The sequence below is a fragment of the Chryseobacterium daecheongense genome, from assembly GCF_003729955.1.
In the GTDB taxonomy this organism is placed as follows: Bacteria; Bacteroidota; Bacteroidia; order Flavobacteriales; family Weeksellaceae; genus Chryseobacterium; species Chryseobacterium daecheongense.
Genome location: NZ_RJTX01000002.1, coordinates 361960 through 388788, shown reverse-complemented (window position 1 = coordinate 388788; position 26829 = coordinate 361960). Strand labels below are relative to the sequence as shown.

27 protein-coding genes and 3 tRNA genes are annotated in these 26829 nt (G+C 36.0%); 15 read left to right on the top strand and 15 right to left on the bottom strand.

What is annotated here, in order from left to right; genetic code table 11:
- The first annotated feature begins 77 nt into the window (after nucleotides 1-77).
- On the top strand, nucleotides 78-1061 hold the full coding sequence (gene obgE / locus EGI05_RS10240; RefSeq protein WP_123262959.1) for a GTPase ObgE: 984 nt from the start codon (nucleotides 78-80) through the stop codon (nucleotides 1059-1061).
- A gap of 46 nt (nucleotides 1062-1107) precedes the next feature.
- On the opposite strand, the gene EGI05_RS10235 is transcribed toward obgE, so the two are convergent.
- Nucleotides 1108-2253, bottom strand: a complete 1146-nt coding sequence (locus tag EGI05_RS10235) for a hypothetical protein (RefSeq protein WP_123262958.1) — start codon at nucleotides 2251-2253, stop codon at nucleotides 1108-1110.
- A 148-nt stretch (nucleotides 2254-2401) separates the two neighbouring features.
- Between EGI05_RS10235 and EGI05_RS10230 the strand changes: the two genes are divergently transcribed.
- Both EGI05_RS10230 and EGI05_RS10225 read left to right on the top strand, forming a co-directional pair.
- The gene (locus EGI05_RS10230) at nucleotides 2402-2890 is read left to right on the top strand and encodes a DUF6438 domain-containing protein (RefSeq protein ID WP_123262957.1); all 489 of its coding nucleotides are present in this window, start codon (nucleotides 2402-2404) and stop codon (nucleotides 2888-2890) included.
- 84 nt (nucleotides 2891-2974) lie between these two features.
- The gene (locus EGI05_RS10225) at nucleotides 2975-4270 is read left to right on the top strand and encodes a DEAD/DEAH box helicase (protein ID WP_123262956.1); all 1296 of its coding nucleotides are present in this window, start codon (nucleotides 2975-2977) and stop codon (nucleotides 4268-4270) included.
- Between the two features lie 34 nt (nucleotides 4271-4304).
- On the opposite strand, the gene EGI05_RS10220 is transcribed toward EGI05_RS10225, so the two are convergent.
- The 8 genes from EGI05_RS10220 to EGI05_RS10185 all read right to left on the bottom strand — a co-directional run bounded on the left by EGI05_RS10220 (nucleotide 4305) and on the right by EGI05_RS10185 (nucleotide 12490).
- Entirely contained in the window at nucleotides 4305-5432 is a 1128-nt protein-coding gene (locus EGI05_RS10220) for a hypothetical protein (protein ID WP_123262955.1), read from the bottom strand.
- 30 nt (nucleotides 5433-5462) lie between these two features.
- The gene (locus EGI05_RS10215; RefSeq protein ID WP_123262954.1) at nucleotides 5463-6224 is read right to left on the bottom strand and encodes a TatD family hydrolase; all 762 of its coding nucleotides are present in this window, start codon (nucleotides 6222-6224) and stop codon (nucleotides 5463-5465) included.
- A gap of 4 nt (nucleotides 6225-6228) precedes the next feature.
- Complete coding sequence (locus EGI05_RS10210) at nucleotides 6229-6756, bottom strand: DUF4269 domain-containing protein (protein ID WP_123262953.1); 528 nt, start codon at nucleotides 6754-6756, stop codon at nucleotides 6229-6231.
- Nucleotides 6749-7708: a GSCFA domain-containing protein gene (locus EGI05_RS10205; RefSeq protein WP_123262952.1), complete on the bottom strand. Its 960-nt coding sequence runs from the start codon at nucleotides 7706-7708 to the stop codon at nucleotides 6749-6751. Before EGI05_RS10205 ends, EGI05_RS10210 begins: the two co-directional genes overlap by 8 nt.
- Nucleotides 7709-7781: 73 nt before the next feature.
- Complete coding sequence (locus EGI05_RS10200; protein ID WP_123262951.1) at nucleotides 7782-8753, bottom strand: polyprenyl synthetase family protein; 972 nt, start codon at nucleotides 8751-8753, stop codon at nucleotides 7782-7784.
- Nucleotides 8754-8855: 102 nt separating this feature from the next.
- The gene (locus EGI05_RS10195) at nucleotides 8856-9998 is read right to left on the bottom strand and encodes an inorganic phosphate transporter (RefSeq protein WP_123262950.1); all 1143 of its coding nucleotides are present in this window, start codon (nucleotides 9996-9998) and stop codon (nucleotides 8856-8858) included.
- Between the two features lie 12 nt (nucleotides 9999-10010).
- Nucleotides 10011-10649 carry a DUF47 domain-containing protein gene (locus EGI05_RS10190; RefSeq protein ID WP_121461250.1) on the bottom strand — a complete coding sequence of 213 codons (639 nt, stop codon included), beginning with the start codon at nucleotides 10647-10649 and terminating at the stop codon, nucleotides 10011-10013.
- 152 nt (nucleotides 10650-10801) lie between these two features.
- On the bottom strand, nucleotides 10802-12490 hold the full coding sequence (locus EGI05_RS10185; protein ID WP_123262949.1) for a DEAD/DEAH box helicase: 1689 nt from the start codon (nucleotides 12488-12490) through the stop codon (nucleotides 10802-10804).
- A 274-nt stretch (nucleotides 12491-12764) separates the two neighbouring features.
- On the opposite strand from EGI05_RS10185, the gene EGI05_RS10180 reads away from it, so the two are divergent.
- From EGI05_RS10180 to EGI05_RS10170, 3 genes are all read left to right on the top strand, one after another.
- Entirely contained in the window at nucleotides 12765-13430 is a 666-nt protein-coding gene (locus EGI05_RS10180; RefSeq protein WP_123262948.1) for a DUF2461 domain-containing protein, read from the top strand.
- Nucleotides 13431-13599: 169 nt separating this feature from the next.
- Nucleotides 13600-14394 carry an FkbM family methyltransferase gene (locus EGI05_RS10175; protein ID WP_123262947.1) on the top strand — a complete coding sequence of 265 codons (795 nt, stop codon included), beginning with the start codon at nucleotides 13600-13602 and terminating at the stop codon, nucleotides 14392-14394.
- Nucleotides 14395-14403: 9 nt separating this feature from the next.
- The gene (locus EGI05_RS10170) at nucleotides 14404-15882 is read left to right on the top strand and encodes a lipopolysaccharide biosynthesis protein (protein ID WP_123262946.1); all 1479 of its coding nucleotides are present in this window, start codon (nucleotides 14404-14406) and stop codon (nucleotides 15880-15882) included.
- On the opposite strand, the gene EGI05_RS10165 is transcribed toward EGI05_RS10170, so the two are convergent.
- The 4 genes from EGI05_RS10165 to EGI05_RS10150 form a co-directional block, all read right to left on the bottom strand.
- Nucleotides 15875-16921 carry a hypothetical protein gene (locus EGI05_RS10165; RefSeq protein WP_123262945.1) on the bottom strand — a complete coding sequence of 349 codons (1047 nt, stop codon included), beginning with the start codon at nucleotides 16919-16921 and terminating at the stop codon, nucleotides 15875-15877. The genes EGI05_RS10170 and EGI05_RS10165 overlap by 8 nt on opposite strands.
- A gap of 5 nt (nucleotides 16922-16926) precedes the next feature.
- Nucleotides 16927-17781, bottom strand: coding sequence for a glycosyltransferase family 2 protein (locus EGI05_RS10160; protein WP_123262944.1), 855 nt, complete (start codon nucleotides 17779-17781; stop codon nucleotides 16927-16929).
- Between the two features lie 57 nt (nucleotides 17782-17838).
- Entirely contained in the window at nucleotides 17839-19239 is a 1401-nt protein-coding gene (aspA, locus tag EGI05_RS10155) for an aspartate ammonia-lyase (RefSeq protein WP_123262943.1), read from the bottom strand.
- Nucleotides 19240-19312: 73 nt separating this feature from the next.
- Nucleotides 19313-20338 (bottom strand): N-acetylmuramoyl-L-alanine amidase, encoded by a 1026-nt coding sequence (locus EGI05_RS10150; RefSeq protein WP_123262942.1) that lies wholly within the window; start codon nucleotides 20336-20338, stop codon nucleotides 19313-19315.
- Between the two features lie 137 nt (nucleotides 20339-20475).
- On the opposite strand from EGI05_RS10150, the gene EGI05_RS10145 reads away from it, so the two are divergent.
- The 3 genes from EGI05_RS10145 to EGI05_RS10135 all read left to right on the top strand — a co-directional run bounded on the left by EGI05_RS10145 (nucleotide 20476) and on the right by EGI05_RS10135 (nucleotide 20768).
- Nucleotides 20476-20560: transfer RNA gene (locus tag EGI05_RS10145), tRNA-Ser, on the top strand.
- A gap of 19 nt (nucleotides 20561-20579) precedes the next feature.
- Nucleotides 20580-20654, top strand: a tRNA-Pro gene (locus EGI05_RS10140).
- 40 nt (nucleotides 20655-20694) lie between these two features.
- Nucleotides 20695-20768 (top strand) — tRNA-Arg (locus tag EGI05_RS10135).
- Between the two features lie 55 nt (nucleotides 20769-20823).
- Here EGI05_RS10135 and EGI05_RS10130 read toward each other — a convergent pair.
- Entirely contained in the window at nucleotides 20824-21189 is a 366-nt protein-coding gene (locus tag EGI05_RS10130) for a winged helix-turn-helix transcriptional regulator (RefSeq protein ID WP_123262941.1), read from the bottom strand.
- Between the two features lie 87 nt (nucleotides 21190-21276).
- On the opposite strand from EGI05_RS10130, the gene EGI05_RS10125 reads away from it, so the two are divergent.
- Both EGI05_RS10125 and EGI05_RS10120 read left to right on the top strand, forming a co-directional pair.
- Complete coding sequence (locus EGI05_RS10125; RefSeq protein ID WP_228428583.1) at nucleotides 21277-22107, top strand: SDR family oxidoreductase; 831 nt, start codon at nucleotides 21277-21279, stop codon at nucleotides 22105-22107.
- Between the two features lie 20 nt (nucleotides 22108-22127).
- Nucleotides 22128-22445: a nuclear transport factor 2 family protein gene (locus tag EGI05_RS10120; protein ID WP_123262939.1), complete on the top strand. Its 318-nt coding sequence runs from the start codon at nucleotides 22128-22130 to the stop codon at nucleotides 22443-22445.
- Nucleotides 22446-22552: 107 nt separating this feature from the next.
- On the opposite strand, the gene EGI05_RS10115 is transcribed toward EGI05_RS10120, so the two are convergent.
- Nucleotides 22553-23395, bottom strand: coding sequence for a helix-turn-helix domain-containing protein (locus EGI05_RS10115; protein ID WP_123262938.1), 843 nt, complete (start codon nucleotides 23393-23395; stop codon nucleotides 22553-22555).
- A gap of 158 nt (nucleotides 23396-23553) precedes the next feature.
- Here EGI05_RS10115 and moaA point away from each other — a divergent pair, with 158 nt between their 5' ends.
- The 4 genes from moaA to EGI05_RS10095 are packed head-to-tail and all read left to right on the top strand — an operon-like array spanning nucleotide 23554 to nucleotide 26819.
- The gene (gene moaA / locus EGI05_RS10110) at nucleotides 23554-24540 is read left to right on the top strand and encodes a GTP 3',8-cyclase MoaA (RefSeq protein ID WP_123262937.1); all 987 of its coding nucleotides are present in this window, start codon (nucleotides 23554-23556) and stop codon (nucleotides 24538-24540) included.
- 2 nt (nucleotides 24541-24542) lie between these two features.
- Nucleotides 24543-25745 carry a molybdopterin molybdotransferase MoeA gene (locus EGI05_RS10105; protein ID WP_123262936.1) on the top strand — a complete coding sequence of 401 codons (1203 nt, stop codon included), beginning with the start codon at nucleotides 24543-24545 and terminating at the stop codon, nucleotides 25743-25745.
- Between the two features lie 8 nt (nucleotides 25746-25753).
- On the top strand, nucleotides 25754-26230 hold the full coding sequence (gene moaC, locus EGI05_RS10100) for a cyclic pyranopterin monophosphate synthase MoaC (protein ID WP_123262935.1): 477 nt from the start codon (nucleotides 25754-25756) through the stop codon (nucleotides 26228-26230).
- Nucleotides 26211-26819 (top strand): NTP transferase domain-containing protein, encoded by a 609-nt coding sequence (locus tag EGI05_RS10095; protein WP_123262934.1) that lies wholly within the window; start codon nucleotides 26211-26213, stop codon nucleotides 26817-26819. The genes moaC and EGI05_RS10095 overlap by 20 nt, the downstream gene beginning before the upstream one ends.
- Nucleotides 26820-26829 lie beyond the last annotated feature (10 nt).

The window sequence follows — 26829 nt, the reverse complement described above, 5'->3', positions numbered from 1 at the left end:
AAAGTGATGAGTGATGAGTTATAAGTTTTTACAATTCATACTCATAATTCATAACTCATAACTCCTAATTATAAGAAATGTCAAATTTTGTAGATTACGTAAAGATTCATTGTAAAAGCGGACACGGAGGTGCAGGTTCTGCCCATCTCCGCCGTGAAAAATATATCCCGAAAGGAGGGCCCGATGGTGGTGATGGTGGACGAGGCGGACACATCATTATGAAAGGGAATGCCCACGAATGGACTTTACTTCCCCTTCGTTATACCCGTCACGTCAAAGCAGAACGTGGTGAGAACGGAGGTAAAAATCAGTTGACAGGAGCTTTTGGAGCCGATGTTTATATTGAGGTTCCTATTGGTACCATCGCTAAAAATGAAGACGGGGAAATTATCGGGGAAATTTTAGAGGACGGACAGGAAATCATTCTGATGCATGGAGGAAAAGGCGGTCTGGGAAATGAGCACTTCAAGTCTTCTACCAACCAGACTCCTAGATATGCACAACCGGGACTTCCGGGTGAAGAAGGCTATATTACTTTTGAGCTTAAAATTTTAGCCGATGTAGGATTGGTAGGATTCCCGAATGCTGGAAAGTCTACTCTTCTGGCGTCAGTTTCAGCTGCAAAACCTAAAATTGCCAACTACGCTTTCACAACTTTAACTCCCAATTTAGGAATTGTAGACTACAGGAATTACAAATCTTTTGTAATGGCAGATATTCCGGGAATTATTGAAGGAGCTGCAGAAGGAAAAGGTCTTGGACACCGATTTTTAAGACATATTGAAAGAAATGCTATTCTTTTATTTTTAATTCCGGCAGATTCTGAAGATCATTTCCAGGAATTCAAAATCCTTGAAAATGAATTGAAAGAATATAATCCTGAACTGCTTGATAAAGATTTCATTATTTCCATTTCAAAATCTGATCTTCTGGATGATGAACTGAAAAAAGAAATCGCAGCAGAATTTCCGGAAAATAAACAGCCTCTGTTTTTCTCAGGAGTTACGGGAGAAGGACTTACAGAATTAAAGGATGCTATCTGGAAAAAATTACACGGATAGACATATCATAACAAAAGGATCAACAAATTGTTGATCCTTTTTTATTTCAATTTTGTCCTTTAGATTCAAGAGCATCGATACGTTTTTGCTGCTCAATTACATATAATGTTAACTCTTCTACTTTTTTCAGCAAGAGAATATTCATTTCTTTTAATTCAATTCCATTTTTAATGGCTTCTTCTGTGGTAGGGACTTCAGGTAAGTGACCGTTTCCTTTAATATATTTTTCAAGATCTTTTAAGGGCATGAGTTTATAATCTTTTTCGAAGACATAATCTGCCCAACCGTTAGCTGAAGAAACATCTACTTTCACTTTTTCTGTTTTTATACCATCTTTTACGAAGAGTTTGTATTTATTTCCATCGGATGCTATTCCATCTGACGGTAATGGATTGATAAATGCCCCGATTCCTATGGTTCCGTTGTTTCCTATGATCCAGTTGCCAATATTAAGCTCGTTATTGGGCGATGTTGTATATGGTACAATATTGCTTCCAATAAAAATATTATTGCTTCCGGAGGTAATGTATCTTGCATTGGAGTATCCTACATTTATATTGTTAGATCCACTTACAACCGCTCTAAAAGAATCTGCTCCTACTATCACGTTGAAATTCCCATTGTTGATATATCTTAAAGCACTGGTTCCTACAGCCAGATTATAATCACCGGTTAACCCTCCGGAACCCATAGCTGAATTTCCTAACCCCACATTTCCGACTCCAGTCTGAAAATGTTCTAAAGCATTCATTCCTACACCTGTATTAAACGATCCGGATTGTGTATTCCTCATACTATTTTGCCCTATAGCTACATTATTATCCCCTGATGTTATAAGAGACATTGTATTATTTCCTAACGCTGTATTTCCGTTACCTGAAGCATTTTGAGTTAGCGATCCCATTCCAAAAGCAGTATTATAAAAGCCGGTCGGGTTATCATACCCGCCACCAAAAAAAAGATTTTTATCCCAAATCTGACCGGGCGTTGTCACATTAAAAAATATAAATCTCCCATTGGGTGTGATCTTTACTTTTTCCGTATTGTTGGTCTTAAAAACTAAAGGTTGATTATCCGTAGTTCCAATAAAATCCGTTCCCGGATTGGTTCCCAAATTTCCTGTAAGATTCCATGATTGTGCATTTGCGCCAAGAGCAGAAACTGCTCCCAGCAAAAGAATAATTTTTTTCATAAGACATTATTTGTTTTTTGTTAAATATATATCCTATAATAAAAAAATATTTATATAATTCGTTGCATTTTTTATATGATCCCTACCTGGTCATATAATGCAATTCATTTTGGAACAGTTCTTGACTGAACTCCGTAAATTTTGAATTATGAAATATGTATTAAGTCTTTTTGCATTTGTATTATTGTTTTCATGCACTACTCAAAAAGCACAATCAAAGTATTCTAAAATTGAATATGAAGCCGGAGCATGTTTTGGATTCTGTCCCATCTTTACAATGACGATCAATCCGGACAGAACAGCAGTTTTGGAAGCGGAGCATTTTAATTTCAGTAAGAACCCCTCAAAAGCTGATTTTTCCAAAGGCCGCGAAGGAACTTTTAAAGCTACGATCAAAGAAGCAGACTATAATAAACTGGTTGCATTACTGGACGGATTGAATGTTAAAAGCTTACAGGATAAATATGGAAATCACAATATTACAGATCTTCCTTCATCTTATCTTAGAATCAGTTTTGCCGATGGAAGCTCAAAAAATGTAGAAGACTATGGAAAAAACGGAAGTGAAAAGTTATCACAGGTATACCAGTTTTTTGAAGATCTGAAACATAATCAGCAGTGGACTAAAGTAAAATAAACGTTTTAAAATATTTAAACTACCTTTGCACAAGCTAATTCCTTCATATTGAAGGAATTTTCATTTAATTAAAAAACAATTCATTTGAATTTTACAGATTTAAACTTAATAGAACCTATTGCAAAAGCAATTAAGGAAGAAGGGTACACTCAACCCACCCCAATTCAGGAACAATCAATTCCGGAGATTTTGAAAGGAAAAGATTTTCTGGGATGTGCACAGACAGGTACCGGAAAAACAGCAGCATTCGCTATTCCGATTTTACAGAATTTAACGAACAATAAAACGCCTAACCGACATATAAAAGCACTTATTCTTACTCCTACAAGAGAGTTGGCGATACAGATCGAAGAAAATATCAATGCATATGGAAAATACCTTCCGCTAAAAAAACTTGTTATTTTCGGAGGGGTAAAGCAAGGCAACCAGGAAGCTGCCTTAAGAAAAGGAGTTGATATATTGGTAGCAACACCTGGAAGATTGCTTGATTTTATTTCCCAGGGAATTATCAGCTTAAAAAACATCGAGATCTTTGTTCTTGATGAAGCAGACAGAATGCTTGATATGGGTTTTGTGCATGACGTCAAGAGAATCATAAAGCTTTTACCTGAAAAAAGGCAAACGCTTTTCTTCTCCGCCACAATGCCTGCTGAAATTCAGAAATTGGCAGATTCCATTTTACACCACCCTGTAAAGGTTGAAGTAACTCCTGTTTCTTCTACCGCTGATACCATTAAACAATCGGTTTATTTTGTGGAAAGGGAAGATAAGCTGAATCTTCTTACCCATATTCTTCAGAATGATATTTCAGACTCTGTTCTTGTATTTGCAAGGACAAAGCACGGAGCAGATAAGATTACGAAAAAGCTCATAAAAAGCAATATTTCAGCTCAGGCTATTCATGGAGACAAATCTCAGAATGCCCGCCAGAATGCTTTAAATAATTTCAAGAACGGAACAACAAGGGTATTGATTGCCACTGATATTGCAGCCAGAGGAATTGATATTGATGAACTGAAATTCGTTATTAATTTTGAATTGACGGATGTTTCGGAAACATATGTCCACCGAATCGGAAGGACAGGAAGAGCAGGTGCAGAAGGAACTTCCATTTCTTTTGTGGACGGTTTAGACTTATTGAACTTAAAAAATACAGAAAAACTGATCGGAAAGAAAATTCCTGTAATCAAAGATCATCCTTTCCACACGGATAATCTGGTAGCTCAAAAAAGAGACTCCAACAATAAGCCTGTTCCGGCAGGAGCCGAAAAGCCTAAAACCACTCCGGTTTCAAGATCCAGAAATAATAAAAAGAAGAATCCTGATGTAGCTGTAGGGTATAAAAAGCCCAAGAATAAAAATTTTACAAGAAAAAAATAGAAAAAAGCTTTCCGGATGGAAAGCTTTTTAAGTTTTAAAAAGGAGTTTTGCCTTTTATATATTGTATTACACTTTTAATTGAATTGCCTGAAGTATCATATTGTATGTGAAGGAAGAAAACAATAAAGAAAAATACATTCAGCAGCAGTAAAGGAAGGTTCATTTTCCCTTCTATATAAGGAGTTTTGCTCTCGTTATCCGGTAATGAGGAAATGATCAAAATAATCAGTAATAATGAATAAATATGATTCCACCGGAACCAGTCAGCTCCTAAAAAGTAAAGCGGACTTACCCATACCAAGGAAATAACAATAAATGCTTTGAATGTATTGACTTTTTGAGGCAAATATTTTTTCACGAAAAGGAAAAACAACCAGATCATTAACAATAGTTCTGAGGCAAACAGCATATAAGACGGATAAGCATCCAGCATATCTTTTCTTTCTCTTACGGCATCATAGGTGAAAATATTCCATTTATTAAATTGTACCCCTCTCTGTTGTAAGAATTCTAATGATTGTCCCTGATTCAGTTCACCTCCACAAAAGAACAATACAAACACCACCAGTGTGGATGCTGCAAACAAGCTTACTATATATTGTAAATCTGTTTTTTTCGCCTTTATCATATAAGCTGCCATTACAAATGGCAGATAGAAATAAAATAATTCATGCAAAAACAATCCGATAATATAGCCCGTAAAGAGTAATCCATTTTTAAACCTGTCTGGTTTACCATTCACATAAAACACCAATAATGCCATTAAAATAATTTCCTTTCTTCCTGAATTAAAAATATTTACAGGAATAAACAGAAGACAAAGCGGCGAACAAAGTAAGATTAAAATATCCCAATTAAGCTTTTTGGAAAGTAATAAACGGGCAAAACAATAGAAGATGAGAAGAAAAAATAACGTCTGGATAATAAACACCTGTGTATTAAGCGGAATCTTTAAACTATCCTGAATAAAGAAAAAGATGCTTCCAGCCAGTCCCCTTCTTTTGAACCCTCCATCCTCGTAATTGATCAGCCAATCAGATATGGTCCATCCCAATTCCGGAAGGTGAGATTTCACATACAATTGGGCAATTACATAGGACAAAACTATGGCAAGAAATCCTAAGTAACCATACAATTTCAATTCTTTAGAAATTCTCCTCATTTGTGTTTAAGCTTGACTCAATTTATAGTTTTATACAAAAATATTTTTTGCATTCTCAGTAGTAATCCTGTCAATTTCAGCAAAATCCAAGTTATAGATGTTCACTAGTTTCCCTACCACTAAATCCAGATAGGAGCTTTCATTACGCTTTCCTCTGTGCGGAACCGGAGCCAAATAAGGGGAATCCGTCTCCAAAACAATCTTTTCTAAGGGAATTTCATGTAAAAACTGATCTATTTTACCATTTTTAAAAGTGACTACACCACCGATTCCTAATATAAAATTCAGATCAATAGCATGTTTAGCCTGTTCCAGGTTTCCGGAAAAGCAATGGAAAATGCCTCGAAGTTTCGGGTGTTTTTTTCTTTCTAAGACTTCAAAGACTTCATCAAAACTTTCCCTGGTATGAATAACGATAGGTAGATCTTTTTCAATAGCCCAGTCAATTTGCTGTTCAAAAGCTTTCACCTGAATGTCTAATGTCGTTGTATCCCAATACAGATCGATCCCGATCTCACCTATTGCAGGAAAATCTCTTTGATCAAGATAATTTTTTACAATTTCCAGTTCTCTCTCCCAGGATTCCGGCTTTACATAACAAGGATGCAATCCCATCATGGAAAAAATTTGTCCGGGATATCCTGCTTCCAATTGAAGCATTTTTTCGTGAGACTCAGAATCTATAGCCGGAAGGTAAAACTCCGTAATTCCTTTATCCAAAGCTCTCTGAATAGCCTCTTTTCTGTCTTCATCAAATTCTTCTGCGTATAAATGCGTATGTGTATCAATCATTTTTTTACCATTTTAATAGATCTTCATAAGGGTTTTCAAGGTTCAGTAACATTCCGAAAGCAGGCTCTGTCTTGATTCCTTTTTTCTTTAATTCTATTATTTTCTGTTTAAATTCTTCTCCTTTTTCTTCTAAGATTTTGTATTCAGCTATCATATGTCTGTAAGCATTCTGCTCAACAGTTGGCGTATTCTGTACGAAAATCTCAATGGGAAATTCTTCCAGCATAAAGTTAATCACAATAGATTTTTTACCATCTACAACTATATTTTCAACCTTAACTTCAACATCATGTGGAATCAAACCGCTTAATGCCAGAATTTCCAGAAAATCTTCTTCATACTCCAGATCATCTTCACAAATAATATCCAGATCGCTGGTTTCTATATCAATCCCTATCGGAATTGTCCCGGTAAGAATGGGAGAACAGCCATTTAATTTTTCAAAAACTTTATATTTCCTCAAAACTTCATACGCTCTTCTCTGTCTTTCATTACCATCCTTCAAATAATCAATTCTTGTAAAATCAATCATTTGAAAAAATTTTATGCTTTACTTTCTTCCGCTGAACTTCAATTCTGTGATTCAGCTTTTCTTTGAATTCAATATATTTCGGATCTTTCGGATCTTCGGTCTTATGTTCTAGAGCTTTATTGATTTTGAAATTTTCTTTGATGAAATCCTGGGTATCTTCAGAAAAATAAGCTTTCCCGAATTTTTCAAAAATATAATTGATCGCCTGGGAATTCGGATGAATCATATCTTCTTTATAAAAACGATAATCGCGGAGATCATCCATTACCATTTCATAAATAGGTAAATAATGGCAATTTTCTAATCCTGAAATCACTTCATGAATGGCAGTGATTAATTTAGATTTGCTTAACTGATTTTCAACCATTCCGTCTTTGGTATGACGAACCGGGGAAACAGTGAACAGAATCTGTACATCATCCCTGCAAATATCTTTCAGATTTAAAATGGTATTATAAATAGAATCCGTAATTTCCTGCTGCGTTAAAAGTCTCTTCTCAAAATATTTCTGAGGAATCTTATGACAGTTGGCCACCAGCTTTTTCTTAGGAATAAATTCATAAATGAACGAAGTCCCATAAGTAATGATTACCCAGTTGGTCTCCTGAAGAAATTGATTGCCTTCAACTATCTTGGCATTGATCTTCTCTAGGGTCTGATGAATATATCGTGTATCAAAATCTGTATGATGGTCCAGCGAAATGTATTCATCATTAAACGTGATTAAATCCTCTTCCGTATAAAATTCTGAATCATGGAGCCTTTGTATCGAGTTATTGATTGAAAACGGGTTAAAAATGGTTCCAAATGGATTATTGACGGTTTGAAGCTGTCCTTGTTTGAACAAATCCGACATTTCTGACGCAAAACAAGATCCAATTGAAAATATTTTATCTTCAATTTCTATTTTGTACTCCGATTCATAAATGTCTACTTCAGTCCTGAATTTCATTGGTATAGATGGTAGGTTGAAGGTGTTAGGTTGTAGTTAAATGCTGCCTGCAACCTAAAATCGGCTACCTAATTTAACTTTCTCTTCTTAGCAAATAATTCGCCAACTCTATGAACGGCTTTTTCTTGTCTTCCGGTATATTGATTTTTTGAAGATAACTTTGTCCGATCTCATTATGCTTTTCAATCAGACGTAACGCTTTCTCGTCTACTTTAGTTCTTCTGAAGATCTTTTCAACCCCGTATACTTTATCAATATTGTCCGTCTTTTTAGAATACCAGTAATCTAATTCTTTTCTTTCTTCTTCCGTAGCATGCTCTCTTGCCAATAAATAAAGAACGGTCTTTTTATTTTCGTAAATATCTCCTGCATGTTTCTTTCCGAATTGTGCCTGATCCCCAAATACATCAAGATAATCATCCATAATCTGGAAGGCAATTCCTATATGCTTCCCGAAATTAAAAATAGCTTTGGCATCCTTAAAGTTTGCTCTTGCGATCAATGCTCCGATTTCAAAAGATGAAGCGCTCAAAACCCCTGTTTTGTAGGTAATCATTCTGATGTAATCATCAAACGTCACATTTTCTTGGGTTTCAAAATTAATATCATATTGTTGGCCTTCACATAATAACAATCCCGTATGAGTAAAAATCCTGATACAGGCTTTGAAAATTTCAGGCTCAAGGTCTTCAAAGAATTTATACGCCTTTAGCATCAATCCGTCTCCGGAAAGGATACCTACGTTGAGTCCATGTAATGTATGAATGGTAGGTTTATTTCTCCTCAATGGAGCTTCATCCATGATATCATCGTGGATCAAAGTGAAATTATGGAAAAATTCAATAGCCAGTGCCGGTTTTACTGCCTGTTCAAGATCACCTCCAAATAAATCGCAAGCCATAAGAACCATGATCGGACGAAGGCGCTTTCCTCCGTGAGAAATAATATAGTTCATGGGTTCATACAATTCAGTAGGCTTGTCTTTGAAGGTGTATTTGGTAATGGCTGTGGCAACCATTTGTTGGTATCTGTCTAAAAATTCCATAAAATGCTATAATTTCAACAAAAATACAATTTTTCAGGGCTTTATAAAACAAAAAACTTTGCCCGAAAGGCAAAGTTTTTTTATTTTAAATATCTGCTTTTTTTACGATAACCAGGTTACTAAAAGATAGGTAACTCCTGCAACGATCGCCGAAATAGGAATCGTTAATACCCATGCCCAAAGTAAGCTTACGGTAATTCCCCATCTTACGGCAGAAACTCTTTTTGTTAGTCCTACCCCGATAATGGAACCGGTAATGGTGTGTGTAGTAGAAACCGGAATACCGAAGTGGTCTGTGATGAACAACGTGATCGCTCCTGCTGTTTCCGCACTTACACCTTCTAATGATGTTACTTTCGTAATTTTAGTTCCCATTGTTTTGATGATCTTCCATCCTCCGCTCATGGTTCCTAAACCAATTGCCAAGAAAGAAACCAAAGGAACCCAAAGGTAATGTTCCGCAAAATAATCGAAACGTGCTGCAGATTCAAGATTGACATAAATAGGATCATTCAATACCTGTACATGATAGTAGATCAACGCAGCACCAATAATACCCATTACTTTCTGAGCATCATTCAAACCGTGTCCCAAACTGAATAAAGCGGAAGAAACAAGCTGTAATCTTTTAAACGATTTATCTGCTTTATGCGGGTTTGATTTTTTATAAAGATGAACAATGATCAGAGTGATAATAATCGAAATGATCATTCCTATAATCGGAGCCATGAAAATAAACAAAAAGATAGGAATCACTTTGTTAAATTTCACAACATCCTGAGTTGTTAACTGATGAAAAGCTAACTTAACAGTATCTATAAAACCAAGATCAGGCTGACTTGCTACCACATCGTGATAATCCATCATAAAAGCATGCGTTAAAGCAGCTCCTAAAAAACCACCGATCAAGGTGTGAGATGATGAGGAAGGAATTCCAAACCACCATGTTAAAAGGTTCCATGCAATAGCTGCAACAAGACCTGAGAATATCACTTCCAGGGTGATAAAATTCTCATTAACTGTTTTGGCAATCGTGTTACCAATTTTAAATTCTCCAATTACATACGCTGCCAAAAAGAAAGCCGCGAAGTTCCATAATGCCGCCCAAAGTACAGCCTGGAATGGAGTTAATACTTTTGTAGAAACTATAGTTGCAATTGAGTTGGCTGCATCGTGGAATCCATTGATGTAATCAAAGATCAGGGCCAAAGCAATAATAACTATAAGTAAAACCGGAAATTCCATTGTTATTATTGTTTAGGCGTATTTAATCATGATGTTTTCAATCGTGTTGGCAACATCTTCTGCTTTATCAGTTACAATTTCAAGATAGTTCAATACAGAGGAAACTTTGATGATATTGATAGCATCGTTGGTTTCAAATAATTCTACCATTGAGTTGGAAAGCAAATCGTCTGCAATATTTTCAATAGAATTTACTTTGATACAAGCTTCTTTTACCTGCTCCATATTTTTAAACCCTTTCAGGTTTTTCATTGCATTCTGGATTTCCAGACAAGCTTTATGAATTAATAATGAGAAATCTGCGTACGCTCTCATTAGTGGAGATTTATATAAGAAAATGTATTTTGTAGAAGCATAAATGTAATCTGCAATATCATCCAGCCCTGTAGCTAATGTATGAATGTCTTCACGATCGAACGGTGTGATGAAGTTTTTACCCAATTCTACGAAAATCTCGTGAGTAAGTTCATCATTTTTATGTTCGTAGTCGCTCATTTTCTTCAACATAGAGTCGTCATTAAGATCGAAGTCTTTTACTCCATTATTGAATTCTTCAGACATTGCAACTAGGTTTTCAGTTACTTTTTCGAAAAGTACAAAGAAGATTTTATCTTTTGGTTGAAAAGCGTGGAAAATATTACCAATTCCCATTGTAAAGTTTTTATAATTTGTTTGCAAATTTCTTAAAAAAGCATGGTACCTGAAACAATCTAATGTTAAGTTTTATTAACATAAGCTTAACACCTGATTATCAAATAAAAAAACCGGCTTTCAGGCCGGTTTTATAAAATTTATGATATAAATTAGTTAGCTTCTTCAGCTCTCATATCTTTTCCTCTGAACTTCATTGATTGGATATTATTCAAAAGATCTCCTTTAAACGATTTTTCCACTTCAAAGAAAGAGAATTTCTCTAAAATTTCAATGTCACCGATTTCCGCTCTTTTTTTGCTTTTTCCGGCCGTCGCTTTATTGATTATATCTAAAACATCAAGCTTTTTCAATTGATCTTTTTTACCAAGATTGAAGAAGAATCTTACCATATTTTCATTCTTTCTTCTTGGTTTTCCTCCGCGCTCTCTTCCTCTGTCTCCACCTCTATCGCGGTCTCTTCCTCTATCTCTGTCACGACCTCTGTCTCTTCTTGAATAATCATCATCTCTGTTGCTCAGCTTCTGTTCAACAAGGTCATGCTTATCTTTATAATATAGTGCCAAATCCTTTAACTGGAACTGTAATAACTGGTGAACAAGCTCTTCTTTGGTAAAGTTGCTTAAGTCCGGAATCAGTTTATCATCAAATTCAAACAGATCTTCGTGCTCAGTAAATAATTTTTCAAAGACACCTCCAACCTGAGCTTTGATGATCTCATCCCCAGTAGGAATAAATTTCTCGTTGATCTCAATTTTGGTTGAGAACTTGATCTGCTTTAGCTTTCTGCTTTCTTCAGGCTTAATCAACGCCATTGATATACCGTCTTTTCCTGCTCTACCTGTTCTTCCGCTTCTGTGAACGAATACTTCAGGATCATCCGGCAGAGAATAATGGATTACGTGCGTAAGAGAATTAACATCTAGTCCTCTCGCTGCAACATCAGTTGCTACCAAGATATCGATATTTTTCAGTCTGAACTTCTTCATTACCGTATCTCTCTGCGCTTGGGAAAGATCCCCGTGAAGCGCATCTGCTGCATATCCATTCTGCATTAAGAAATCTGCCACTTCCTGAGTTTCCATTCTTGTTCTACAGAAAATAATGGAATACTGATTTGGATTGGCATCAATTAATCTCTTCAAAGCTTCTTTTTTCTGACGGTACCCTACTACATAATATTCGTGGGTAATGTTCTTTTTAACTTCGTTAATAGAACCTACAGAGATACGATGTGGCTTTGTAAGATAATTTTTAGAAATTCTCTCCACTTCTTTATTCATCGTAGCCGAGAACAAGAAAGTTTGCTTTGTTTCAGGAGTTTCGCTTAAAATTGTTTCCAATTCGTCTTTGAAACCCATGGAAAGCATTTCGTCAGCTTCATCTAATACTAACCAGTGAATCGCTGAAAAATCAAGAGCTTTTCTGTTGATAAGGTCAATGACTCTTCCCGGAGTTCCCACGATGATCTGTGGCTTATCCTTTAAAGATCTCATTTGTTCGGTAATACTACTTCCACCATACACCGCAGTTGTTTTGATGTTCTGCATGTATTTAGAATAGTTTTTTATGTCTTTAGCAATCTGAAGACATAATTCCCGTGTCGGACAAAGCACCAAAAGTTGGATTTTGCGACTCGTATCGTCAATCATATCCAAAATCGGAAGCGAAAATGCTGCTGTTTTGCCTGTCCCAGTCTGCGCAAGTGCGATTAGATCGCGAATATCTGAAAGAATAAAAGGGATAGTCTGTTTTTGGATTTCTGTCGGGCTTTCGTAGCCCATTTCGCCAATTGCCTTAAGGATGTCAGGACTTAAATTGGACTCCGTAAATAAATTCATTAAATATTTTAAAATTTTTGCAAAGATACAATTATTATTTGAATTATATTTCAAGTAATATTACGAGATTAATAATTTTATTTTGAAAAAGCATATTCATTTTAGAATTTTCTCAAAAAAAATGTATTTTTTTTATTGGGTATCTAATTACATTTCAACAATATTTTCATAATCAAATTATTGGATTTTTTTTCTCGAAAAAAATATAATTTGTAGGCGGCATGCAACTTGGGGGTATGAACAGTTTTAATTACATTTGAGTAAAAATAAAAAAATGTCAGCTACTCTTTCTTCAAAAACATTCGATTTTTTAAAAAAACTTACCCAGAATAATAACCGGGAATGGTTCACTGAAAATAAAGGTCTTTATACAGATTCTCAGGAAAATGTCATTAATTTTCTGGAAGATCTTATTAAAGAGATGGGTGGCTTCGATGAAGAATTATCAAAAATTGATGCTAAGAAATCATTGTTCAGAATTTACAGAGACACACGATTTTCAAAAGATAAATCTCCTTATAAAACCAATTTCGGGGCTTCTTTGGGAATGGGAAAAGGCAGCCAGAAAGGAGGTTACTACCTTCATCTAGAGCCTAAAAAATCTTTTCTTGCGGGAGGAATTTACATGCCGGAATCTTCTGTTCTAAAGGAAGTACGAAAAGAAATTTCGTTATACGGAGAGGATTTCCTGAAAATTTTAAATCAAAAGGATTTTAAAAAACATTTCCCTGAACTGGATCAGGATGATAAACTGAAAAAGGTACCTCAGGGCTTTGAAAAGGAAGATCCAATGGCAGAGTATTTAAAGCTTAAAAATTTCATTGTAGTATATAACCTGAAAGATGAGGAAATACTGGATAAAAACGCGGTGAAAAACCTTGCTAAGATTTTTAAACTGATGAAACCTTTGAATGATTTTTTAAATGCTCCGTTTTTGTAGAACGTATTTCAGTATGCTCTAGTTATAGGGTTACTTAATGTTCTGTTATTCAATTTTTTGAAAACCATCAATAAATATCAATTACTGATTATCAATCATTTACAATTTAACCAATTTAACATTAGTTTAACATTTTTACGTATATTTGCTACTCGCCAAAAACTAAAGGATGTCTTTGTACCAAAGAATTGCAGAAAAATTACAATATATAAGTCCGGATTTTTATAAGAAAAGATATTTCAAGAATTTAAATCATCTTACAAAGGATAATTTTTCAAAAAGAAATGTGGAACCGGAACTGGTATGGATCAAAGAATACCTTCCCAACAATGCTGTTATTCTTGATATTGGCGCTAATGTCGGAACTTTTCTGTATCAGCTTGAAGACAAACTGAATCATGAAAACATGTATGCATTTGAGCCCAATAAAAAGCTATTCCGACGTTTAAAAAGGATATTTTCTTCTATGAGGGTGTTACCTTTAGCTCTTTCGGACGAAAATACTACGGCAGAGTTTAAAGTTCCTGTCATCAATGGTAAAATCATCGCTTCAAGGGGAACACTTAATACTACCTATAAAGAACAAGGCGAGCAAAAAAGTTATACGGAAAAGGTAAAAGTGATCAAGTTGGACGATTGGCCAACATTGGAACATTTTCAAAGGCTGGATTTCATTAAAATAGATGTGGAAGGCAATGAAATGAAAACCCTTTCAGGGGCAAAAAAAACAATTAAGAAGTTTCTTCCCACACTGATGGTGGAAATGGAGCAAAGACATCATGAAAAACCTATCTGGAATGATATTTCGGAGATTGAAAGTTGGGGATATGAAGCTAAATACCTGAACAGAAAGAGTTTTGAACTTGAAAAACTTTCCGAAGAGATCCTTACCCGGAATACCAGTGATGAAAAGAACAAAACCGAGTACATCAACAACATTATTTTTATTCCCCAAAAACCTTAAAACAGTATTATGAGTGTAGTGGCAAGACAAGGATTCAAATATTCCATCATTGGGTATATTGGTTTTTTGTTGGGTACGGTTTCAGCAATTTTTATTTTCCCGAATGATTTTGAATTTTATGGGAAACTTCGCTACATTCTTCCCACAGCAGAAATGCTGGTCCCTTTTGTGGTCTTAGGAATCTCTTATTCCAATGTGAAGTTTTTTCATAAGGTGGAAAAGGATGGCAAAAATCAAAATATGCTTTCTTTATCATTATTGACCATTTTTGTCAATTTCCTGGTTTTTACAATTGTGTTTTTTCTTCTCCCCTATATTTATCCGAAATTCAGAAGTTCGGAAGCATGGAAGATCAAAGAGATGATTCTTCCACTGATTCTGGTTCTTTCCTTTTGTGCTATTTTTAATAAATACACTTCCAATTATAAAAGAATTGTTGTTTCTAATATTTTTGATAATCTTTTTCCTAAAATAGCTAATCTTGGCGCTTTCTGCCTGTTTTTCTATTTTGCGTTATCCCAAAAGGTGGCTTTTGCATTTTTCTTTGGAATATTTGCTCTGATGCTTTTCGGATATATTTACTATACGAACAGATTAGAAAAAATAAAACCGGATTTCAATACGGAATATTTCAGGAAGAATAATTTCTGGAAAGAGTTTTTCAATTACAGTTTTTTTGGTTTTTTGGGAACTTTCGGAAATTATCTGGCGATTAACAGCTTTATGATCGGTGAATTCCTGGGCATGGAAGAAGTAGGAATCTATTCTGTTTTGTATGCATTGATTTCCCTTATTTCTATTCCACAGCTGGGCTTGTTCAATATTTCCGCACCAATCATTAACAAAACGCTGATTGACGGTGACATGGAAGAGCTTGACAGGTTTCATAAGAAAACGTCCTTATCTTTATATTTTTTAGGGGCAGTTTTATTTTCTTATATTATGGTCGGATTTCCTTACTTGACGCAGTTTATGCCCAAAAACGGAACCATGCTCAGAGAATATGAACCTGTAGTCTGGATCTGGGGTTCTGCTGTTTTAGTAGATTTGGCGACAGGTTTTAATGGGAATATTATTTCCCTTTCCAAATATTACCGCTTCAATATTCTGGTGATGCTTCTGCTTGCCGGGCTTACTATTGGACTTAATTATTATTTCATCAAAAACACCGACTTAAAGCTAATCGGAATTGCTTTATCTACCGCTATTTCCCTGACCACTTACAATGTTATCAAAATCATTTTTAATTATATTGTATTCAAGGTGTCGCCTTTGAGTATTGAAATGATCTTTGTTTCCATCATCTGCACCTTGGCTATAACAGTTGCCATTGTGCTTCCGAATTTCAACAGTAATTTCATTAATCTTATCTATAAGCCTGCAGTTGTATTAGCTTTGATCTATATTGGGAATTATTTTACAAAGATATTTCCGGTAGAGAATTATTTGAATATCAATTTCATTAAAAGTATTTTGAAATTTAAATAGCCATCATGCTTTTCAAGACCTCTTCCAAACGTTTTTGTACGGTGTCTTTACTGTAACTTTCCTGAAAATTGAAATGCTTGTTTCCAAGTTCTTCAAACTGCTTTATTACATCGTCTTGTTCAGGAATAATAAAAGGCAGAGACGAAGGATATTTGGACGGAAAAACAGCCAATTTACCGTATGTAATAGCGTCACCAATATTTCCCGTCATTTTGGTAACTCCATATATCTCTTTCTGGCTGAAAAATTCAGTTTCCTGCTGTACAGGACACCACAACACATCTGCTTTCTGCATCCAGCTTTCAAACTCCTCTGCTGAAACTCTTTCGGAGAAATATTTTATTTGAATATTTTCATTCAGGGATTGAGAAAGTTTTTGAAGCTTTTTTAATTCTTCTCCTTGTGTTTTTCCTAAGAATATAAAAGTGTATTTCTCCGCCATCCTGGAATTTTGAATGGTTTTAAAAATATGATCATAATCCCTGCGTTTCTGAGAAACACCTCCCGGGATCACTATTGTAAGAGCCTTATTTTCAGGCTGATCATACTTCTTTGTATAAAAAAGCGGCAAGAATGTATACTTTCCGGCAACCAGTCCCTGATCTAAAACCAATAGATTCTTCGCCTTTTTATACACTTCAGGAGCAGAAACCAGGCCTTCTTTCCACCAAAGTTTAAGTCTGTAGAAAATATCTTCTCTGAAAATAGCACTGATTAGTTTCAGCTTTGAGGCCTTAATGAAATTAAGGTTGTGAGTAATTACCGCTGCATTATACTGCTGAACAATAGTCAGGAAAGTATTAAAATAACGATGGACGGTTCCTATAATGACAAGATCATATCGTTTTAATTTCAATTGATCCAGGATCATGGAGCTGTCTGAAAGATAAACCGATTCTCCATCTTCCTTTACTCTATCCTTAATTCTTTTTGAAAAATAATAATCTACCGCAAATTCTTCCGAACCTTGTATGATTTCCATGAATCCCTGTGCAATTTCCGCATGGGTATCAATTTCTATGTATGCTATTTTTTTCAAATTTCTTATTTCTTAAGCCATTTCTTCTTTAAAGCTTTCCATCGCTGCTCATTGATCACTCGCTTTTCTTCTTTTGTAATTTTTAATTCCAGTTTTTTTGATCTGCACTCTTCATAGGTTTTCACGATCTGGAAGAAAAATGCAACAGATTTGCTTTTCAGAGCCTCTTTGGCAGAAGCAACGTAAGCTAAAAAGCGCTGTAATCCCAAAAAGTAGAAATACCTTCCATAATATTGTGATTCCTTTACGGTATAATCGGCACCTTTGACTTTAATTAGTTTTACATGTAATTCCGGTAAAACCATTTCTTTCCAGCCTAAGTTTTCAAGCAGAACAGAATCTATGTTATCCCATCCCAATGTTTCTCGCAATCCCCCGATTGCTTCAAAGCATTGCTTTCTATAAGCCTTCATAGGACCGCGTACGTGATGTTTATTGGAGTTACCTTCATATACCCACTCTCCGTTTTTCTCAATATACAATAAGCCTCCTACCAAACCATATTCAAGGTTGTCACTAAAGGCTTTTTCAATCTTTTCAAGATAGTTTTCAGGCAGAATGATATCCGCATCGAATTTGCAGATGATATCAAATTCATCTAAATTCTGAGTTTCTAACCCTTTTTTGAAGGCGTTAACCACTTTTGAACCTGGCTGATGCGCCGATTTCTGAAGATTGATGGTTTGAAAACGAGGATCATGATCAGTATATTCTTTGATCACTTCCGGAGTTCTGTCTGTGGAACCGTCATTAACGATCATTACTTTACAATCCTTAAAACTTTGTTGCTGTAAAGATTGTAAAGTAAATGAAAGGTTATTCTCTTCGTTATGTGCAGGAATAATAATTAAAAATCTCACCGTTAATTATAAATGATGAATGATAAATGACCATAACTGATCATTTATCATTTTATATTATTTGTTATGAGGCTTCAGCATATTGGCCGGATCAAGGATCTCATCCAGTTTTTCCTGGGAAAGCAGTCCTTTTTCCAATACCAGATTGTAAACGCTTTTTCCTGTTTCCAAAGCTTCTTTGGCAATCTGTGTAGATTGTTTGTATCCAATATACGGATTAAGAGCCGTAACAATTCCGATACTGTGTTTTACCATGTTTAAGCATACTTCTTTGTTTGCGGTAATTCCCACAACACATTTTTCACGAAGCGTATCTAAAGCATTGCAAAGGAAGTTGATATTTTCCATAATAGCATGAGAAAGCACAGGTTCCATTACATTCAACTGTAATTGCCCTGCTTCTGCTGCAAAAGTAACGGTAAGATCATTTCCTATGACTTTAAAGCACACCTGGTTGACCACTTCCGGAATTACAGGGTTTACTTTTCCAGGCATAATAGATGAACCTGGCTGCATCGGAGGCAAATTGATTTCAAAAAGGCCGGCTCTGGGTCCTGAAGAAAGCAATCGTAAATCATTGCATATTTTGGAAAGTTTTACGGCAAGACGCTTCATTGCAGAGGAATAGATCACATATGATCCCGTATCCGGAGTCGCTTCCACTAAGTCAGGAGCTGAAATCACCGGATATCCCGTAATCTGAGCCAAATTTTTCGCACAAAGTCTTGCATAGCCTACCGGAGCATTTAATCCTGTTCCGATGGCAGTAGCTCCCATATTAACTTCCACAAAAAGGTTGGCATTGTTATTAAGTTTGAAAATATCTTCTTCCAAAGTTGCTGCAAATGCTTCAAATTCCTGCCCTAATGTCATTGGAACAGCATCCTGAAGCTGGGTTCTTCCCATTTTGATGATTCCCTGAAATTCTTTTCCTTTGGCACGGAAAGCCTCAATAATTTTCTGAAGTTTGATCACCAGAATTTCATTCATTTGAAGCAATCCCATTTTGATGGCTGTAGGATAGGCATCATTGGTTGACTGTGAAAGGTTAATATGATCATTCGGAGAACAAAATTCATATTCCCCTTTATTTTTGCCCAATTTTTCCAGCACTCTGTTGGCAATTACCTCATTGGCATTCATATTAATAGAAGTTCCAGCACCACCCTGAATCATATCTACTGGAAACTGATCATGAAGCTTGCCTTCAATAAGTTCATCACATGTCTCCGCTATTTTGAAATATAAATTTTCGTCCAGCAGTCCTAATTCATAATTGGTTTTTGCAGCCGCTTTCTTTACAAAGGCAAGTCCCTTAATGAATTCAGGATAGGAGGAAAGAAGCTGACCGGAAATTTTAAAATTATCAATCGCTCTTTGAGTCTGAACTCCATAATAAGCATTTACAGGCACATTCAGCTCTCCTAATAAATCGCTTTCTTTTCTGAAATTTTCCATTACAGGTATTTTGATTTTTTATGTTCTTGTTTTAATGATGACAAAAACGCATCTTAACCGATGCGCATTAGATTTATTTTACAGGATATTTTTGAATCAAAGCTTGCAATATAGCCCATGTTTCTGCATCCATAATTCCATCATAGTTTTGAGGGCGGAAGTGATACTGGAATGCTTCAATTGTTTTTTTGGTAGCATCATCCCATTTTCCACCTGGCTCTACTCCATATCCGAATTTTTGCAACTGGGTCTGAACATTAAAGATAAATGACGGTTCATTATATTTTGCAGCGAAATCTACGGTTGCAAGATCATAATAGCTTTGTTTTGTTGCTTCATCATACCACATTCCTATCTGATATTCATCATAGAGTTTTTTCCAAGGAAATAATGGTCCCGGATCCTGTTTTCTTGTTGGCGCAATATCTGAATGTGCCAATACATTGGTTGCCGGAATCTGGTATCTTGTGATGATATCTTTAGCTAAAGCAGCCACTTTTCTGATCTGAGCATCATTGAAAGGCACAAATAGCCTTTTTCCTATGCTGTCGGCTGTATAACCGGCATTAACGATTTCGATACCGATAGAAGTATCATTAAGGTTTTTATCTGCTCTCCAAGAGCTTACTCCTGCATGATAGGAGCGCTTATTCTCATCCACTAACTGATAAATTTCATTATCTCCGGTATTGTTAACCAAATAATGAGCACTTACCGCCTGTTGTGTAAGGACAGTAATGGATTTATCATCAGGTAATGCTGTGTAATGTAATATTAAATATCGCTGTCTGAAATTCTGGGCAATAGCGGGAAAATATGTTTTCACGACTTTATATCCGGTTGGTTTTGCTGAAACGATGGAACCATAACTTATGGTATTATCATTCTTTGTAGGATCAGCAATATTGGTTGTGAAAAATTCTACTCCCCGATCATTCGTAATCTGAGGTTTTATTTTTTCAGTAGTGGGTGTTTTTACTACAGTTTTTGGCTGTGTTGTTGTGGGTTTTGGCCTGTAAGAGCTTGTTTTAACATTTTTTTGCGGAGCACACGAAAGGATGAATGTTCCTAATCCTATGAAATATAATATCTTACGCATTGGTGTCTATTTTTAAGTCGTTTATCACCTCAAAAATACACAAAAATTTCTTGAAAAATATTTGGTAAATAAAGAAATCTGCTCTATATTTGCACTCGCAATAAAGCAATAGCGATCATTAGAAAACAAAGATAAAAGGAGGGTTGCCGGAGTGGTTAACGGAGCAGTTTGCTAAACTGTCGACGCGAAAGTGTCGCAAGGGTTCGAATCCCTTACCCTCCGCTTTCTTTAACAATATATTCGGGGCGTAGCGTAGTCCGGTCATCGCGCCTGGTTTGGGACCAGGAGGTCGCAGGTTCGAATCCTGCCGCCCCGACTTTACGAGCTTATTTTACTAAGCGAGAATCATATTTTAAGGGTGCGTAGCTCAGCTGGATAGAGCATCTGCCTTCTAAGCAGACGGTCAAAGGTTCGAATCCTTTCGCGCTCACAAAAGGCATCACTTAAAGATAAGTGATGCCTTTTTTATTGAATATTGTTTAATCTCAAGCATGCTCTTCCATTCTCTTTAAAATTACTCTTCTCAGTCTATCTTCATTTTTATCTGCCCAGTTTCCTAATGCAGAAATGACAGGAATTAAGGTTTTACCAAAATCTGTGAGGGAATATTCAACTTTTGGGGGAACCTGAGCAAAGATTTTCTTTGTAACGAGTTCATGCTCTTCAAGTTCTTTCAACTGGATATTGAGAACCCGTCTTGAAGCATCCGGAATTTTACGTTGCAATTCACTTGGGCGCCGGTGGCCTTCATTAATAAACCATAACAGACGGATTTTCCATTTACCATAAAGGACTTCACCGATAAGGTCAAGACCACAGTTCAAATTCAAAGGTATTTTTCTTTCATGCATACACAAATTTAGTCCAATGTAACAAATTGTACAATAGGGGAATAAATTATCCCTATGCAATTCGGTTTTCCGTTATTGCCTGAAAAAGTGATACTTCGGAAATTTGTATCAAAGAATTCAACAATGGAATATCAATTTAATTACAACAACGAACTTCAGGGTAAAATCGCCTTGGTAACTGGAGGAACAAAAGGAGCCGGAAAAGCAATAGCAGAGAGACTTTTACAAGCCGGCGCAACGGTTATTACTACTGCAAGAAACGCTCCTGAAAAAGAAAACAGCAACCTGCATTTCATCCCTTCCGATTTGAGTAAGGCAGAAGGAACACAAAAAGTAATCCGCGAAGTGCTTGCCACTTATGGCAGACTAGACATTCTTGTAAACAATCTTGGTTCTTCATCAACACCTGCGGGTGGCTTTGCCGCATTGAATGATGAAGATTGGGAATCGACCCTACAAGCTAATCTGCTTGCACCTGTTCGGCTGGACAGAGGTTTTTTACCACAAATGATCGAACGCAAAACCGGTGTTATAATTCATATTGCTTCAATTCAGGGTAAATTACCCCTGTATGATTCAACCTTACCTTACGCAGCTTCAAAAGCAGGATTGAGAAACTATAGTAAAAGTTTATCGAACGAAGTTGCCCCCAAAGGTGTTCGGGTACTGACTGTTTCGCCAGGGTGGATCAATACAACAGCATCGGAAGCCTGGCTGGGTGAAATTGCGAGAAATGCAAATAGTACTGTAGAAGAAGCACAACAAAGTGTGATGGATGCATTGGGTGGAATACCTTTCGGAAGACCTGCCGAACCGAAAGAGGTAGCTGAATTAGTTGGTTTTCTTGTTTCACCAAGAGCCAATTACTTAACAGGAACTGAATTTGTAATCGATGGTGGCACAGTGCCAACAGTTTAATAATCTTAAAATACAATAAAATGAACTTACCAAAAGTTATCATAGATTTAATTGAAGCGCAAAACAATTTTGACAGTGTAGCGTATTCAAACTGTTTTACTGAAAATGCAGAGGTATTTGATGAAGGCAAAACTCATAACGGAAAAGTTGAAATTGAAAACTGGATTGACAAAGCCAACAAAGAATACAATGCCGTTATGAAACCACTAGACTATAACGAAAAAGAAAACATCTTATCAGCGGAAGCTTCAGGAACTTTTCCAGGCAGCCCTATTGTGTTGAAGTATCATTTTCAATTGTCTGATGGATATATCCAATCACTGAAAATAACTGGTTAACGTTTAAACGACTAAATTAATGAAGCTGGAGTTTACACTTCAGCTTTTTGAGATCAGGCTTGTCCTCATGTCAAGTTCCTTATGTCTTAACTTTTATGTCTATCTAATTAACTTTTTTCCATAGTTATCCTATAGTTCTTCGGAGTCCAGCCTGTTTGGGATCTGAAAAAATAGGAAAAATGAGAGAAATTGTTAAATCCAAGCTCAAAGGCTATTTCTTTAATTGATTTATTTGAACTATGTAATAATTTCTTGGCCTCCAATAATATTCTTTGTCTTATAAATTCCAATGGAGATATTTTATATTGCTTTCTGCACAGAACTCCGAGATAATTGGGAGTAATGCATAGTTGTTCAGCATAAAAGGCAACACCTTTTTGCGTTTTGTAGTGGGTTTCAACAAGCTCATGGAACCGGAAAGCAGGATTATTGTGATCACTTAATGCAGATTTTCCATACATCTGTTCTATCCAAAGATTAATCATCAGCGCCAAAAGTCTCACCCTTGCATTAATAAGTTCCGGAAACACAACCTCCGAATGTATTTCTTTACGGATCGCATCAAACTCCATACTGAATTTTTCATAGGCTTCTTCGTTTGACTGGATCATTTCGTATGTACTGTGAGGCGAAAAAGTATGTTTTAATGTTGGAGAAAATGTTTCCAGAATAGAATCATTAATGATCAGTCTTCTTCCGCTCGCCTGCAGGGGCAGATCCCAAGTATATTTTCTTTTAGGAAGATGAACAAATAACTGCCAGGAATTCAAGGGATATGTATCAATATCCGTAATACAGTTACCTTCCTTACATTCATCTAAGATAATGATTGTGAAAGAATTATCAGGAAATCGGTTAAGTTCGGAAGAACTTATTTCGCCCTGATAAATAACATCGATATTTTTTTTATCCCAACTTTTCAAAACAGCTGAATTATTCTTTTGTTGCATCTCTTGTTTAATGTTCGATAAAGTTAATGAAATTCAATATTAAGACCTGTCAATATCCAAAATTGTGAAATAAATATTATCTATTATCTGTAAGTATAGAATACCCTTTTTAGGAGAGAAACATTCAGTATATTTGTAATAAGACTTATTCTATTTAAATGTTGACAGATCAATTTGGAAGGAGCATAAACTATCTTCGACTTGCTATCGTAGACCGGTGTAATCTTCGGTGTACCTATTGTATGCCGGAAAACGGTCTTCCCTGGATTAAGCAAAATGAATTAATGACTGACGAAGAAATGCTCAGAATCTGTTCGGTATTTACGGAGTTGGGAGTAGACAAAATCAGGATAACAGGAGGAGAACCTTTTGTCCGAAAAAACAGTATTGGGCTTATCCAAAGTATATCACAATTAGCCGGACTTACTGATCTCAGCATAACCACCAATGGCCTTCTTACCGAACAATACATTCCACTATTAAAAAAATACGGGATTAAATCTGTCAATCTAAGCCTTGACACTCTTGACAAGGAACGCTTTTTCAAAATTACCCGGAGAAAGAGCTTTGATAAAGTCATGAAAACTTTAGATGGCTTATTACAGTATGGTTTAAAGGTAAAAATCAACACGGTGGTCATGGAAGGGCAAAATACTGAAGATATTATTCCGTTGGTAATGCTCACAAAAGAACTTCCGGTAGATGTCCGATTTATTGAAGAAATGCCTTTTAATGGTGGCAATAATGATATTTCCCTGAAATGGAATTTTGCCCAAATTTATAATCACATCAAAAATCATTTCCCTGAAATCCAAAAGATAGATGATCCTAAAAGTTCAACCTCATATAACTATAAAATCCCAGGATTTACAGGAGATGTAGGGATAATTGCAGCTTATACCCGTTCATTTTGCGGAGATTGCAATAGGATCAGAATCACTCCTTCCGGCATCCTCAGAACTTGTTTATATGAAGGAACTGGCGTAAACCTGAAAGATGAAATCCGTATGGGAAAAACAGATGAAGCGCTGAAAAACATCATCATCAGTAGCATACACAAAAAACCGAAAGATGGCTGGGAAGCTCAAAAACTGAGCCTGACCACCTCGCAAATACATCAGTCAATGGCAACAATAGGAGGATAATTATGGAAATGATCAGTGTACAGCAGGCAGAAGAAATCATACTTTCTCAAATTAAAAACTTCGGAATAGAAGAAATTTTCTATGAAAATGCCTTAGGAAGAATTTTAGCGGAAGATATTTTGACTGATCGCGATTTGCCGCCATTCGACAGATCAACGGTAGACGGAATTGCCATCAGCTTTAAATCATTCTATGAAAAAGGATTGCGGGACTTTACCGTCAAAGCTGTACAGGCAGCAGGAGAAACTCCGCTTTCTATTGATGAAGACAATGAATGCATAGAAATTATGACCGGAGCAGCATTGCACTCTTCAATGGATACTGTCATTCGTTATGAAGATATTTTGATAAACAACAATATAGCAAGTATCAATATTGATATTAAAAAAGGACAGAATATCCATCTGAAAGGAAAAGATAAAAAGGCAGGAGAAATATTGGTAAAAACTAATCAGGTAATAACGCCATCTATTCTTGGGATTGCCGCGTCTGTCGGAAAAACATTTCTGAAAGTGAAAAAACTTCCCAGGGTGGCTATTATTTCTACAGGGGACGAAATGGTTCCGTCTGAAAATATCCCTACTCCATTTCAGCTAAGGCGTTCTAATGGAATTACCATAAAATCTGTTTTGGAAAAATACAGGATCAATGCTGACTGGCTGCATTGGAATGATGATCTTGAATTCATAAAAAAGGAATTGTCCCAATGTATTGACAATTATGATATTCTACTGATGAGCGGTGGAGTTTCCATGGGGAAATTCGATTATCTGCCCAAAGCCTGCGAAGAGCTGGGAATAGAAAAGCTTTTTCACAAAATAAAGCAAAGACCAGGAAAACCATTCTGGTTTGGAAAAAGCCAAAACGATAAATTGGTTTTTGCATTTCCTGGAAATCCGGTTTCCGTATTTATGTGTCTGCACCGGTATTTTATTCCCTGGCTGGAAAAATCTTTGGAAATCAATGAAAATCCCCAATATGCCGTTTTACAAAATGATATTGATTTTTCTTTTTCATTACAATATTTTGCCCAAGTAAAACTCAGCATGAATCCATCGGGACAGTTAATCGCAGAATCAATAAATACTAATGGATCCGGAGATTTTTCCCATCTTGCGGAAACTGATGCATTTATAGAACTTCCTCTGGAAAAAACCGAGTTTAAGAAAGGTGAAGTGTATAAAATATGGAAATATAATTTTTAATTGTACTCATGACCAACTTTTCACATCTTAATAAAAAAGAACATCCTGGTATGGTGAATGTAGGTAGTAAAAAAATTACCCATCGAAAAGCTACTGCCAAAGCCATTGTAATTCTCCCTGAACATATTCTGGAAGCGCTTCAAAAGGATGATTTTAAAACTAAAAAAGGTTCTGTTTTCCAAACCGCTATCATTGCAGGAATAATGGCAGCAAAAAAAACAGGTGACCTTATTCCGCTCTGCCATCCTATTGGTATGGATAACTGTGAAATAGATATTGAAATCAACTCTCAGAATGAAATTGAAATCTATTGTACTGCCGAGATTGAAGCTAAAACAGGCATCGAAATGGAAGCATTGACGGGGGCATCTGTCGCCGCACTTACCATTTACGATATGTGCAAAGCAATGAGCCATGATATAGTGATCAAAGAAATACAACTCATCGAAAAATCAGGAGGAAAAAATGATTTCAAAAGAGACTGATATCCCAAAACTCAACGGATTGGTACTGGCGGGAGGAAAAAGCCAGCGAATGGGAAATCCTAAAGATAAAATCAACTGGCATGGCAAAGAACAGCGGTATTATGCGGCTGATCTTTTAGCTCCATTTTGTGATGAAGTTTTTATTTCCTGCAGGCAAGACCAGCTGGAAAATTTTGACATCAATTACAATGCTCTTACCGATACTTTTCTGAATATGGGACCTTTCGGCGGAATACTTTCGGCATTGCGATCCCAAAGAGACAAGGCATGGCTGGTTGTAGCCTGCGATTTACCTTTATTGGACAAAAAATCCTTAGAATTTTTAATTGAAAACAGAAATATAGAAAAAGTGGCAACCACTTACGAAAGCCCTTTTGATGGCTTCCCCGAGCCGTTGATTACGATTTGGGAACCTAAAAGTTATCCTTTGCTTCTGAATTTTTTAGGATCAGGAATTACCTGCCCAAGAAAAGTTCTGATCAACTGTGATACCTTAATTCTGAAACCAGGCAATCCGGATTCTTTAATGAATGTGAATACGCCTGAAGATATGGCAAAAGCACAGGAAATTTTAAGAAAACATATTTAATTGGAAGAAT